This window comes from Ensifer sp. ENS03 (assembly GCF_014852035.1).
Taxonomy (GTDB): Bacteria; Pseudomonadota; Alphaproteobacteria; order Rhizobiales; family Rhizobiaceae; genus Ensifer; species Ensifer adhaerens.
The window spans coordinates 253157-265687 of record NZ_JACVAV010000010.1 but is presented as its reverse complement, the minus strand read 5'-3'; the positions used below and the strand labels follow the sequence as shown (position 1 = coordinate 265687).

General features: G+C 58.8%; 12 protein-coding genes. 6 read left to right on the top strand and 6 right to left on the bottom strand.

Translation table 11 applies throughout. From position 1 onward, the window contains the following. On the top strand, nt 1-538 hold a 538-nt coding region (locus IB263_RS28380), incomplete at its 5' end, for an aldehyde dehydrogenase family protein (RefSeq protein ID WP_192439336.1). A 150-nt stretch (nt 539-688) separates the two neighbouring features. Here the strand turns inward: IB263_RS28380 and IB263_RS28375 are convergent. Beyond that, nucleotides 689-826, bottom strand: coding sequence for a hypothetical protein (locus IB263_RS28375; RefSeq protein WP_156623649.1), 138 nt, complete (start codon nt 824-826; stop codon nt 689-691). On the opposite strand from IB263_RS28375, the gene IB263_RS28370 reads away from it, so the two are divergent. Next, nucleotides 826-1575, top strand: a complete 750-nt coding sequence (locus tag IB263_RS28370) for an exonuclease domain-containing protein (protein WP_060521192.1) — start codon at nt 826-828, stop codon at nt 1573-1575. The two genes, IB263_RS28375 and IB263_RS28370, sit on opposite strands and share 1 nt — an antisense overlap. A 113-nt stretch (nt 1576-1688) precedes the next feature. Further along, a complete protein-coding gene (locus IB263_RS28365) occupies nt 1689-2258 on the top strand; it encodes a 2'-5' RNA ligase family protein (protein WP_110819050.1) in 570 nt (189 codons plus the stop codon). Between the two features lie 160 nt (nt 2259-2418). Here IB263_RS28365 and IB263_RS28360 read toward each other — a convergent pair whose 3' ends face one another. The 5 genes from IB263_RS28360 to IB263_RS28340 form a co-directional block, all read right to left on the bottom strand. Further along, entirely contained in the window at nt 2419-3642 is a 1224-nt protein-coding gene (locus tag IB263_RS28360; protein WP_034791853.1) for an MFS transporter, read from the bottom strand. A 37-nt stretch (nt 3643-3679) separates the two neighbouring features. Then, nucleotides 3680-4291, bottom strand: a complete 612-nt coding sequence (locus IB263_RS28355; RefSeq protein WP_110819049.1) for a TetR/AcrR family transcriptional regulator — start codon at nt 4289-4291, stop codon at nt 3680-3682. A gap of 323 nt (nt 4292-4614) precedes the next feature. After that, the gene (locus IB263_RS28350; RefSeq protein ID WP_089045327.1) at nt 4615-6264 is read right to left on the bottom strand and encodes a caspase domain-containing protein; all 1650 of its coding nucleotides are present in this window, start codon (nt 6262-6264) and stop codon (nt 4615-4617) included. Nucleotides 6265-6951: 687 nt separating this feature from the next. Further along, on the bottom strand, nt 6952-8916 hold the full coding sequence (locus IB263_RS28345) for an AI-2E family transporter (RefSeq protein WP_192439335.1): 1965 nt from the start codon (nt 8914-8916) through the stop codon (nt 6952-6954). 331 nt (nt 8917-9247) lie between these two features. Continuing rightward, a complete protein-coding gene (locus tag IB263_RS28340) occupies nt 9248-9493 on the bottom strand; it encodes a hypothetical protein (protein ID WP_192439334.1) in 246 nt (81 codons plus the stop codon). A gap of 231 nt (nt 9494-9724) precedes the next feature. Between IB263_RS28340 and IB263_RS28335 the strand changes: the two genes are divergently transcribed. From IB263_RS28335 to IB263_RS28325, 3 genes are all read left to right on the top strand, one after another. Then, nucleotides 9725-9988 carry a hypothetical protein gene (locus IB263_RS28335; RefSeq protein WP_192439333.1) on the top strand — a complete coding sequence of 88 codons (264 nt, stop codon included), beginning with the start codon at nt 9725-9727 and terminating at the stop codon, nt 9986-9988. A 413-nt stretch (nt 9989-10401) separates the two neighbouring features. Further along, nucleotides 10402-10767: a hypothetical protein gene (locus tag IB263_RS28330; protein WP_192439332.1), complete on the top strand. Its 366-nt coding sequence runs from the start codon at nt 10402-10404 to the stop codon at nt 10765-10767. A 391-nt stretch (nt 10768-11158) separates the two neighbouring features. Then, nucleotides 11159-12502, top strand: coding sequence for an extracellular solute-binding protein (locus tag IB263_RS28325; protein WP_192439331.1), 1344 nt, complete (start codon nt 11159-11161; stop codon nt 12500-12502). The last annotated feature ends 29 nt before the right edge of the window (nt 12503-12531 follow it).

Here is a 12531-nt window from a genome sequence, read left to right as displayed (position 1 = left end):
CCTCGACGGCTTCGTCGCCGCCTCGAAGACGATCAAGGTCGGCAACGGTCTCGAAGCCGGCGTCGACATGGGGCCGCTTGCCAACGAGCGGCGCATCCCGGCGATCGAAAGCCTGGTTGCCGACGCGGTCGAGCATGGTGCCCGATTGGCGACCGGCGGCCATCGCATCGGCAACCGCGGCTACTTCTTCGAGCCGACGGTTCTGGCGGACGTGCCGCTTTCCGCCCGGATCATGAACGACGAGCCGTTCGGTCCGGTCTCGATCATCAATCGCTTCCATGATCTCGACGAGGCGATCAACGAGGCCAATCGCCTGCCCTTCGGTCTTGCGGCCTATGCCTTTACCGGATCGGAGCGCAGCGCCCACCGCCTGGCAAGCGAGGTCGAAAGCGGAATGATTTCGATCAACCATCTGGGCCTGGCGCTCCCCGAAGTCCCCTTCGGCGGCATCAAGGATTCCGGCTACGGCACCGAGGGCGGATCCGAAGCGATCGAGGCCTATCTGGAAACACGCTTCGTCACGCGAAAGAGCGTCTGACGCCGCGGCAGGTGAAACGTGGTCTGAGGAGCGACGTCCTCTTGCGGTCTTCCGTGGATACAGTGGCGAATTTTCCACAACCCTGACGGTTTCAGTCCTTGGACAACGAGGTATGGCTCGTGAGGGATAGAAGTTCGACTTTGCACAACGTCATTCGAAGTGGCAGGCATGACCTTGCGGCACTAGATAATTGAGCACCGCTGCCTTGATGGTGGAGGAGAGAAAGCCGTAGTGGCCGGCTCGCATCGAAAGCATGGTGGCCGCAGTAGGACGAAGGACAGCAGGCATTGTCGACATCCCGCGTTCGCGTCATCGATCTGGAAACGGCCGGCAACGGACCGAACGACGTCTGCGAAATCGGGTGGCAGGACGTGGTCCTTGAAGACAATGGACGGTGGGTCGTCAACGACGAACGCGGCGCATTGATGGTCAATCCGGGGCGGCCGATTTCGCCCGACACGATGGCCATCCATCATATTCTCGACGAGCAAGTCGCCGGCGCGCCCTACTGGAAAAATGTGGCGCCAGAAGTGTTGCATCCGCACGGCGGGATCGACGCGTTGGCCGCACATCGTGCAGCCTTCGAACAACGGTATTGCACGCCTCGTCTCACCGGCGGCTTGCCCTGGATCTGTACCTGGAAGTGCGCCCTACGGATTTGGCCCGATCTGCCACGATTTTCCAACCAGATGCTCCGCTACCAGCGTATGCCGGAAGGGCTCGTTCACGAGATAGGTCTTCCGGCCCATCGAGGCATGCCGGATGCCTACGTGACGGCCCATCATCTGCGCGATCTGTTGAACGCTGCATCGCTCGATCAGTTGCTGGCGTGGAGTGCCGAGCCGGGCTTGTTGCCGCGCGTGCCCTCCGGGCCTGATCGTGGGAAGGGCTGGGATCGCCTTAGTACGGAGACGCTCACCGAATTTCTTCGCGATAGAGATAGCGACATCCGCTTCAGCGCCCAGACCGAGTTGCAAAGGCGCGGTGAATTCGAACCTACCGCTGCCGACGAGCCAGTGCAGCAAACCTTGCTATGACTGGAACTGTGCCTCGCGCATGCGCCGAATGAAGGGCGGCACCAGGGTGGCGCTCGGCGAACGCGGTGATCTGCCTTGGTGAAGTACTCTACTCAACATCGACAGGAATTGCCTTGAAGACACGCAAACCGCTTATCCTCACAGCCCGGATCGCGGAGATCGATCTTGAGATCTTCGATCGCCTTCGAAACGCGCATTTCCCGTCGGAGCGAAACTTCCTCCGCGCTCACCTCACGATGTTTCATCGGCTACCGGGCGAACACCTCGAGCGGATCGTTGGAGAATTGCAGGCCGCGGCCACCAAGCGTGACCAGATCCGCGCGCAGGCAGCCAGTGTTCGCCATCTCGGCGCGGGTGTGGCGTTCACGATCAGAAGTCTTGAGCTTGAAGACCTTTATGCAGAACTAAAGCGCGCTTTCATGCCATGGCTGGGCGGTCAGGACATGCAGAGGTGGCAGCCGCATATCACCGTCCAGAACAGGGTTTCGCGGTCAGCCGCAGACACCTTGCACCGGCAACTGACACACGATTTCAAACCACGATCGTTGAGGCTGGAGGGCCTGGATCTGTGGAGATATCTAGGCGGACCTTGGCAGCTCGAACGAGCGGTCTGTTTCGAGATCTCCGCTCTCCGTACAGCGCCATTGGCCGGCTCAGCGGCGATCGTTGACGATCATCGCTGAGCCACATGGGCGGACAGATGCTTTATCCGCGCGCTTATGACCAACAGGGTCGGGGCACAGAGACCTCGAAAGAAGACTGTGGGCCGCACCAGGAAGAGACCGCCTCCCCGTCACATCGCGCGGAGGCGTACATCGATGACGGATGCGATGCCGAACTCGCTCAACTCTCCGAGCATCGTTCTGACCGGGTCTCGGTTAGGAAGATGGCGAACGCTGTGGCGGGCAGTGCGAGGCCGATCATGGAGGCGAGCCACCATCCACCAGAGGCAAATGCCCAGGCACCCAGGGCAGAGCCAATGGCGCCGCCGGTGAAGAAGATTGCCATGAACAAGCCGTTGAGCCGGCTGCGCAAGTCCGCGCCGAGTTCGTAAATCGAGCGCTGCCCCGTCACCAACGTCATGGTGACGCCGAAGTCGAGCAGGATTGCAGCAAGCGTTAAAAATGTGAGCGCAAAGGTCGAACCTTCAGAGATTTGCGTCATCAGAAAAGCGGCCGCGACACTGACAAGGCCGAATGCCGTTGCCGGCCGCACCAATCCCTTGTCAGAAAGGCGCCCAGCGATGGGCGAAGCAATTGCGCCCGCAACACCGGCCAGGGCGAAAAGCGCAATGCCATTATGACCCAACCCAAAGCTGGGCCCGGCAAGATAAAGCGGCGTCACGGTCCAGAAGAGGCTAAATGCGGCGAACTGACAGGCCTGATAGGCGGCGCGCCGCTGCAGGACCGGCTGCGTCGCGAGAAGCTGGGCCATCGACTTGAGCAGCTGGCCGTAGCTCAATCGACCCGCCGCAGGCATGCGGGTCGGCAATTGCGTCCATAGAAGGGCTCCAAGCCCGACCATAACGATCGCGGAAACATAAAACACGGTATGCCAGGAGCTGACGCCGGCAATTAATCCGGCAATCGGCCGCGCCATCATGATCCCAACCATCAAACCGCTCATGATATTGCCAACGACGCGACCCCGAACGGCATCCGGTGCAAGGTTGGCAGCGAACGGCACGATCATCTGGACAGCAACCGAGCCAAGCCCGATGGCGAGCGAAGCGGTGAGAAAGGGTCCAGGTGTGGTGGAGAGCCCGGCCGCGATCAGGGCAAGAGTAACCAGGCTGATCATGGTCACAATCAACCGACGATTTTCCAGGAGATCACCCAGTGGCACGAGGAGCAGCAACCCAAGGCCGTAGCCGATCTGGGTCACGGTTACGATCAAGCCTGTTGCCTCAGCCGGTAGGCCGATGTCGAGTGCGATCGGCCCGGCGAGTGGCTGGGTATAATAGAGGTTGGCGGCAATCAGGCCGCACGCGGCGGCCATCAGAAAAGTCATGCCGGCGGAGAGTCCGGCCGGGCGCTGCGACTGGGCGAGGGAAGCTGGAGTTGTCATGGAATGTGCCTTGGGAGAAAGGAGGCGGGCGGGTTGATCAGTCGAGAATGCGCAAGATTGCTTCACCGGAAGGGAGCAGCTGGTTCTCCAGCTCTCCGGTCTTGCCGGCGATACGCACGCCCTGCAGATAGGAAAATAGCGCAAGCGCGGTACTCGCGGGATCGGCGTCATGGCGAATTGAACCATCTAACTGGCCATCGCGAATGAAACCTTCGAGCCGCGTGACGAGCTTGCGATTGTGTCCTGCGACCCTGGCGGCGATCTCGGCATCGGACAGAACCAGTTCCACGGCGGCACCGATGGCCAGGCATCCACGCCTGCCGGTCTCACCACAGGCGGACATGGCATAGAAACTGACGACGCAGGCAACCTTTTCGCGACCGGTGGAGGCTGAAGACAATGCCTGTTCCAGAAGGTCAGCTCGGACCTGCTTATAGCGGTCGTAGGCAGCGACGAAGACGTCACGCTTGTCCTGAAACGCCTTGTATAGGCTGCCGGCAGTCAGTCCCATTTCGGCTTTCAGTTCTGCGATGGAGGTTCCGTGATAGCCCCTCTCCGAAAATATGCGGATCGCCGCATCCAGAGCTTGGGTCATGTCGAACTCGCGGGGGCGCCCGACGGAGCGATGGGAGTGTCTTTCGGAATTCATCTGACGGCCTATTAGGAAACGATCGTTCCCTAATAGGCCGTCAGAGGGATTTGGTCAAGCCGCTTATCTATCGGTCTATTGGAAAGACGAGTGGCGCGAGCTTAGATCGAACCCGTTGCAGTTGATGATGCCCCACATTGCGCTTGGTATCGAGCACATTGGATGACAGGAGCTGCAGCGTTGGTTCAGAGCGCAGACAAGTTGTCCGTGGGCATTCCACCGTGAATAAGCAAGCCGTCGATCTCCAGGCATTCATGTCCACGGCGTCGAGGGAAGCGTCTGAGGGCGATCGATCGCAAGAGCCCATGCCGGGGAGTTTCAGACTACATCCTGCTCATCGTGACAGTTCCTGAGCAACCGCTGCCCGCCCCGGTCCCCTTGAACCTGCCTTTCCCTTTGTCGTTCTTTATCATGCCGGTGAGGATGTTGCCGCCCTTGCGGCCTTTATGGACGAATGTGAGGGTCATATTAATAGTCCCATTCCTCGCGACTTTCCCCGAAAGCCCCGAGCTGGAGGATACAACGCCGTCATTTACGAGGATGGACGTTGAAAGCTCACGCCAGTCACCGCAGTCCGTCGTAGCGTGCCTCGTTAGCTTCCACACGCCATTGAACACGCTCAAACCAGCCGCCACGCAACGATTTCCGCGAACTTCCATTCCGTTGCCACAGACGAGGGGGCAGACACGGCCACCGGCCGCCTTCAGACTATTCACGAGCTCCTCGGTGGGGGTGAGCGAGGCAAGCTTGATCCCCTTGCGTTCGGCATAGGCTTGCAGCGCCTTCTGACTGCCGCTACCCCATTTGCCGTCCACCTGCTCAAGGCATCCGACACGCACCAGTTCCCTTTGGGTGATCAGTGTGAGCTCGCCGGCACTCATTTGGCTGGTCGGATCGCTTGATCCCTTCAAGCCTGGTGTGGTCTGCTCAAGTTTAGCAAGTTCGGGTGGCACGCCGGTGACCTTCGGCAGGGCGGCACGCTTGAGGTCGCCCTGCCCCAGTTCAGCCGTCTCCCGTTCCTTATCCCGCGCTTCAATCGCTGCGATTTTCAGTTTCGCAAGCGTGACGAAGGCGCCGCTTGGGTATTGCTGAAGGTAGGCTTCAAAAAAGTTCCTCTCGGTCGCGTCCTTGATGGAATTCCAAAAGGAAAGCTCCACACTTCTGTCGGTGTCCGATGTGACCACCGCCGAGTTCGTTGGCGTCTCGGGGATTTTCGCCGGGTTCAGCACAACCGGGCCCGTCAGTGAGGAACTATCCCAGGGAATCTGCTTACCGCCGGTGACCTGCAACACGGCGCGACGCACAGCAATCAGGTCATCCGTTATGCTCTGCCCGGGTGTGCCGAGGTGTTGAAGCAAGGCCGACGTAAACGGGGAGTTTCGACCGGCGCCGTCAAGGGCGACGTTTCCCGGCTGCGTGGCGAACGCAATCAGCGACCCCACACCAGTATCGAGTTTGGCCAGGCCTCGACCGACGACCACGGACCGCGTTCCGAGCGACCGGGCCAAAGTCGTAGCGAGCGGATTGTCACGGCAAGCGTCGAGGAAAACCAGATTGACCTTGGCGTTGCGCTCCATGGCAGCAAGCACGAGTTCGATCGGCAGCGCCTCGAAGTCTAGATCATTGTTCGATTTCAATTGCGCGTCGATCGGGATGATATAATTGCCACCGTTCACCTGCAGCCCGTGACCGGCATAGAAAAAAAGCGCCACGTCTGCGCCTTCGACCTTGCCGACGAACTCTCGGATCACTCCCCGCATTCCCGTCAAATCGAGGTCCCGACCCGTTACCACCACGAAGCCCAGTGCTGTCAATTTCGACGCCATGTCGGCGGCATCATTCTGCGGGTTCGCGAGCTGAGGTGCGTGTCTATAGGCGGAGTTCCCAATGACCAGCGCGACGCGCTTTTCGGCCCAGACGGGGGAGCCCACAAAAAAGAGCAAGAGCACGACAGCGGCACGAAGGGAATTCATGAAGCAGCTCCACCACTCCGATCCCGAGCCGAGCGTTTGACAGCCACAGCGCGCAACCGTTGCCGTCACTTCATCGGAGCGGCCCCAAAAGGCCGCGACGGGAACATCAAGAATGATCCTGCCGGAGCATGTAGTCAATCGACGTCGGAAAGCAGATGAGATCAACAAACGACGGTTGTTGGCCTAAAAGGGAGCTTCCTGATCGTATGATTACTCCAAACTGCCCGCATGGAAAAATGGATCATCCTGACTGCTCGTAAATATCCGTCCGTACTAGTTCGGAATGATTAAAGACCGAGTGGCTCCCACTACTGTAGACTTAGAATCTACTTAATTTCGAAGGAGCGAACATGGTGAGGATCTTTCTCGTCCTCACAGCGCTGGCCGTCCCGACGGTCGCAATCGCTGATGATGAAACTGACCGTGCACAGGCCGGTGGACTAGAATTTCGCGCGCTGAAGAAGTGCGTACGAAAGGCGCCCGTGGGCGAGTTCGATAGAAAATGCGACATTCCAGCAGTCGGGTGGCCAGGGGCTGAAGGACTTTGGCTGCCTAGTGTCTCTCAAGGTGCCGGCTGAACAATCTGTTTAGCACGTACCCGTGCTTCGTCGCCTTTCGGGGGAAGCATTTCCAGACGAATAGCACTCGACTTGGATCCGTCCGACGAATTGGCTCACCGGGGCTGCCCTAAGCGTCATGGGCCGGCCCTCGCACCGCCGCACGACCGGCGCTCCCCGGATGTGCCGACTTGAAGGGTTGCGGTGGTTCCGTCGATAGCGCCTCCCGGATGGCGTCCGTGATCGCAGAAACGACAAAGTCCGCCTGCGTTTCCTCAACGAGGAACTTCGCGGCTTCGTGTTCGTCCACGTCTTGCCATAGGACTATGCCGACCCGCGCTCCAGGAGCCAGTCGCTTCAGGCGACGGACAAGGAATTTGGCGTGGCGCATGGATTCTCGATCGAGAGCAGTGAGAACGATCGCATGCCGACCTTCGATCGGCAGCTCCTTGATTTTTTGCGGCCTGAGAGCTTCATGGCTGAAGTAATTGACGTCCGCGCCTTGTACCCGCAGAACCTGCAGGAGCATCATTGCCGTGACGTCGTCGAGCGCACTTCGCCCTCCTAGGCAAAGCACGGATCGCCCTTCACCGGGAGGGAGTTCATAATCGTTCTCTTTTTCATCGGTGTCGCGGTCGGGATCTTCGCTTTTGTCTTCGTCTTCCTCTTCAACCGCGATCTCCTCGAGGTTGGCAACCAGTGTACCTGCACTTTCGGCAACCCGTGCTCCTTGCTCTTCCGTCAAGGCACCACGCATACGGTCACTTTCGGCCAGAAGCAGCGCGGGAATGGCAACCGTGTCGTAAAATTCGACGAGGTACATTCCCTCAAGCATCTCCTCTGCATTATCCGTTGCTTCGTCCGGGTCTCCCGCCAGCAACCGTTGGTAAAGGCGCTCCTTTGGATTGAGGACGGGCTCATTGCCCAACAGAATTTCGAGGAATTCGAACTGGCGGACGTGGCGGCCAAGCACAACCAGGCAGACGGTGAGCGGGGTCGACAGTACCAGTCCAACCGGGCCCCAGAGCCAGGCCCAGAAGATGGCAGCTACAATGATCGCAAGGGGAGACAGTCCTGTGCGAGACCCATATAGCCAGGGCTCGACAACGTTGTTGCTTACAAGTTCAAGGGCAATGAAGAGCCCAAGCGTCAGAACCACCAAGCTCCAGCCCGGAGCTGCTGCGAACGCGAGAAACAGAGGCAAGGCAGCAGCAATCACCGGGCCGATATAGGGCACGAAGCGCAGCACGATCGCGAGCATCCCCCACAAAAGTGCGTTTGGAATCCCTAAGAACCAAAGGCCAATCGCGAGCGGCACCCCATAAGTGATGTTGACGACAAGCTGCATGAGCAAGTACTGGCCCACCCGAGCGCCCGCATCTTGGAGCGCCTCGGTCGTTCGATGAAGATCGCCATACCCGACCAGCCGGATGAATCGGTCACGCAGATCCTCCCGCTCGAACAGCATGAAGATGACGACGACGATGACGAGGCCAGCGGTTGCCAAGGGACCTAGCAGCGGATTGATGACGCTCATCAGGATTTCGACCGGGCGCTGCGGCGAAAATATCTCGACCAGAAGCGGCTTCGGTTCAGGCGCGGTCACGGGCGACACAGCCACATCTTTTTCAGGTCGGCTGAGCTCGATGCTGATCCGCTCCATCACCCGGCTCAATCGATCGAGTATCTGGCTGTCCGACCCAGCTTCTTTTAGGGAGCGGACCTTCTCGACGATATTTGACTGGTATCTCGGCACATCCCGCGCGACCTCGCTGATTTGCAGCGCCACTATGACGCCGAATGCAGTGAGGAAAAGGAAAGCCATCGTCACAGTCCCGGTAACCGCGACCGCGCGAGGGCAGCCGGCGCGGCGCAGCCTTGAGACAACGGGTGCAAGAGCAAACGTCAAAAGGATGGCAATCGCCAGGGGAAGGAAGACGTCCCTGGCAATGTAGAGCACCGCCACCGTTGCAGCAATTGCTGCAAGCGTTGGCAGCTTCGAAGTCTCGGCAGTGGCCCGTGACAAGGTCAGCGGATGCAATTCGGCGGCCATATTGACCGGTTCTTTCCCACTCTTGCGCGAAAATCTCAGCATCAAATCTCCCGGACCTTCCAGGCGTGCCCCTTCTGGTCTTCAATTGCGAACCCTCTGGCCCGGTGGTTCTCTGGCTACGGGCAGGCGTCATCAATCCATAGGCACTGCCGATCAGCACGACCGACCAAGCTGATAATATTAGAACGGACGCACAAATAAGCCAGAAGGCGAGATCCCGACGGCAAAGGCCAACCTGGCCTGCAAAGTTGCGGGACTTGTTTCCAAAGCCATGGCACGATCGTTCGACCGGCGTGAAAAGTCGCTATTCTTGCCTGTTCGCGGCGGAGTTGTAGCCCAATTTGAGTAAGTGCCTAAGCATTGCTCCCCAATTTCAGTCGTGCTGGTATCCGCTCTCAATTGAGGGAGCGTTATGTTTGACGATGAGATCGAAGTCGAGTGCCCCGAGTGCGGCCACGAAAACGGGACACCGGTCGACCGAGTGAGGGACGACGAGCACCTCCCCTGTGAAAGGTGCGGAAGCATCATCGCGCTGGGCAGACAAAAGCATTTGCTCATCATCGAGCACGTCACCAAGAACATCGCGAAACTCAGGCGCTCGCTCGCCAAGTTCAGGCAAAACTCTCCCACTGCCCGCCGGAGGCCCCGAGGAAAGTCATAGATGGGACTGCGTCCCCTCGCGCTTTGAAGGCTCCCGTGATTTCAAAAGCGTCGGATGGCCCAGCCATTTCGCGAGCACCCTTGAACGATGAATGGCGCGGAGCAGGGAACAATAGGAAAGTCGCACGCGTTTTAGCGAAAGTTTGAGGATAGCTTAATGCGCTCTACTGCGGATCCAAGGAGGTCCGTTATGGCAAAGCATCCAAGATACGTATCGCCGAAATCGACGGGCTTGTACCCGGATCGAGATCTGGACTGTCAGATGGCAATGGAAGATGTTTTCCAATCGGTCGCCGAATATGGCGAGGCCGCCGGCTGGACCGAGCGCGAGGTCGCCGACGCGTTGATTGAACTGGCGCATAACCGGTGGTTCATGCTGGATGCCAAGGAAAAGATGTTCGAGGAAGCGGCCGGCGTCATCATTCGGAAGGGCAAGGCCTGCCCACTCCACTGAGCTACTCGGCCTTCATCTTCCGGCGATGAGGAGAAAATCAAGCGGGAACGGAACCGATTTCATCGCGGGCGATTTGTAGGGCGGGCCCGTTGTGTTCCATCTTGCCGGCCCGCGCAAGCAACACATTCATGGCCCTTAGTCGCCTTTCGGGGCCATTTCTTTTGGCATCAATAAATTAGCAACCCGACAAGGAACAAGGTCTGCATCGGAGAGTTGAGACTCCGAGAAGGAGTTTCCTATGGTTTTTATACGACCTGAATTCGATTGCCGGGGCAGCGGAGGGGCTGACGTCTCAGGGCTGATCGCTTCGATCAAATACGCTCTGGCTTCTGAAGCGCCCTTCGATACGCAAAATCTCTGCTTCAGAGTGCTCGGAACATCCGTCGTCATAGAGGGTCAGGTCAGCCACTGCAGTGGCGACGATTTTGTCCGCCGTATTGCTGAGGATATTGCCGGCGCTGACCGGGTCCTCGTGCGCGTCGGTTGTCCTCGCAGCAACGGACTTTCAAAAACAGGCCACAGCACAAGCAAGGAGAACGGTGATGCTTAAAACAGGCGGCAGCAGCGAGAACATCGCAAGTATGCTGACAGCACACAAACGCGAGCCGACCGATTTCCCCGACGATAGCCCGCTCGGCAAGGGCGATTTGCGCGAACCGCGCGAGCCCGTGCCGGAATTTGACGAGGACGAAGACGATCTCGACGAGACCGAGGAAATAGAGCTCGACAGCATCCTTGATGCAGACGACCCCGACGACGACTTGCCTCCTCCGGAATAGCAATGGTCTGACCCGACTTTTCGGAAGAGAAGATGGAACCCGCTCTCGGCATCTGCGTTTTCGTTTTTGTGGAAACCCTGAGCCCCCGATCAGGGTGACGCCTTCACCATCCCTCCGGAAGTGAAGCCCCCGGTAAGCCAATGGCCTCGTCGTCCCCGACGGGGCCATTCCTTTTCATGGCCCTTAATTCGGGGGGAATGCCCAGCTTTTGACCATCAAGGGCAAAACGGGGAGATTGATTGAGCTGCCTGTCTCGCGCCAGCGTTACGAAACTTTCATTTTATCATCATGCAGATTGTCACGGACTGTCACACGCAACTGTTAGCAAGCGCCCCGGCTTCATCGTGCCACCGATCCTGGTGTCCGCCATCCTGCAAGGAGCGTTTTGCAAATGAGAGTCTCCGTCACTACCTCCGTATTCCTCGGCCTGATGGCTAGCGTCGCGTTTGGCGCGCCAGCCGCAGCCGCCGAAAAGACGAAATTCGAGTTCTGGTACGGCCTTTCGGGCGATCTTGGCGAACGCGTCCAGGATGCCTGCAAGAAGTTCAACGAGAGCCAGTCAGAATTCGAGATCGTCTGCACCTCGCAAAACGGTTACGACACCACCCTGCAAAACACGATTGCCGCCTACCGCGCCAAGAAGCAGCCGGCGATCACCCAGATCTATGATGCCGGCACGCTCGACATGATGCTGTCCGGCGCCTTCGTGCCTGCAAAGAAGCTGATGGCCGACAATGGCTACACCATCGACTGGAACAACTATTTCGGCGGCATCGCCAACTACTACGCAACGGCGAAGGGCGAGCTGAACTCCTTCCCGTTCAACTCCTCGACCGCGATGTTCTACTACAACGTCGACGCCTTCCAGAAGGCCGGCATCGACTTCAAGCCGGACACCTGGGAGCAGGTCGAGGAAGCAGCCCGCAAGCTGAAGACGGCCGGCTTCGAATGCCCGCTCGCATTCAACTTCGACACTTGGCCGCTGATGGAGCAGTTCTCGGCGATCCACAACCAGCCGATCGCAACCAAGGCGAACGGCTATAACGGACTGGACGCCGAGCTTGTCGTCAACAAGACCAAGTTCGTCGACCACGTGAAGTTCTTCAAGAAGATGGCTGACGAGAAGCTCTTCGTGGTCAAAACCAAGCAGCTCGGCATGGACATCGTCCCAGCCTTCACGTCCCAGACCTGCCAGATGATCCAGACCTCGGTCGCCGACCACGGCACGATCGGCAAGACCCTTCCTGAGAATGTGAAATGGGAAGTCGCCATGTTGCCGGTCTGGAAGGGCACCGAGCGTCAGAACTCGCTGGTCGGCGGCGCATCGCTCTGGGTGCTCGCCGGTCGTCCGGAAGCCGAATACAAGGGTGCAGCCGCCTTCCTCAACTATCTTGCAACTCCGGAAATGGCCGAGTGGTGGTCGACGGTGACGGGCTACATCCCGGTGACCAAGACCGGCTTCGACGCCATGAAGGCCAATGGCTTCTACGACAAGGCTCCCTATAAGGGCCGCGAACTCGCCATCCAGAGCCTGTCCTTCACCCCGACCTCGGAAAACACCCGCGGTATTCGGCTAGGCGGCTTCACGCAGATCCGCAAGGAGTTCGCAACCGCCCTTGAAGCAATCTTCATGCAGAACGCAGACGTACAGGGCGAACTCAACAAGACGGTGGAACGCGGCAACGCGGTTCTGCGCCGCTTCGAAAAGACCTACGCCGGACAGACTTTGAACTAAAATCTGATCCGCCCGGAGCCTGCCATAAT

Coding starts and splice junctions, on each gene's coding strand:
- IB263_RS28375 (WP_156623649.1), bottom strand. CDS start 826: ATGCCTGCTGTCCTTCGTCCTACTGCGGCCACCATGCTTTCGATGCGA.
- IB263_RS28360 (WP_034791853.1), bottom strand. CDS start 3,642: ATGACAACTCCAGCTTCCCTCGCCCAGTCGCAGCGCCCGGCCGGACTC.
- IB263_RS28355 (WP_110819049.1), bottom strand. CDS start 4,291: ATGAATTCCGAAAGACACTCCCATCGCTCCGTCGGGCGCCCCCGCGAG.
- IB263_RS28350 (WP_089045327.1), bottom strand. CDS start 6,264: ATGAATTCCCTTCGTGCCGCTGTCGTGCTCTTGCTCTTTTTTGTGGGC.
- IB263_RS28345 (WP_192439335.1), bottom strand. CDS start 8,916: ATGCTGAGATTTTCGCGCAAGAGTGGGAAAGAACCGGTCAATATGGCC.
- IB263_RS28335 (WP_192439333.1), top strand. CDS start 9,725: ATGGCAAAGCATCCAAGATACGTATCGCCGAAATCGACGGGCTTGTAC.
- IB263_RS28325 (WP_192439331.1), top strand. CDS start 11,159: ATGAGAGTCTCCGTCACTACCTCCGTATTCCTCGGCCTGATGGCTAGC.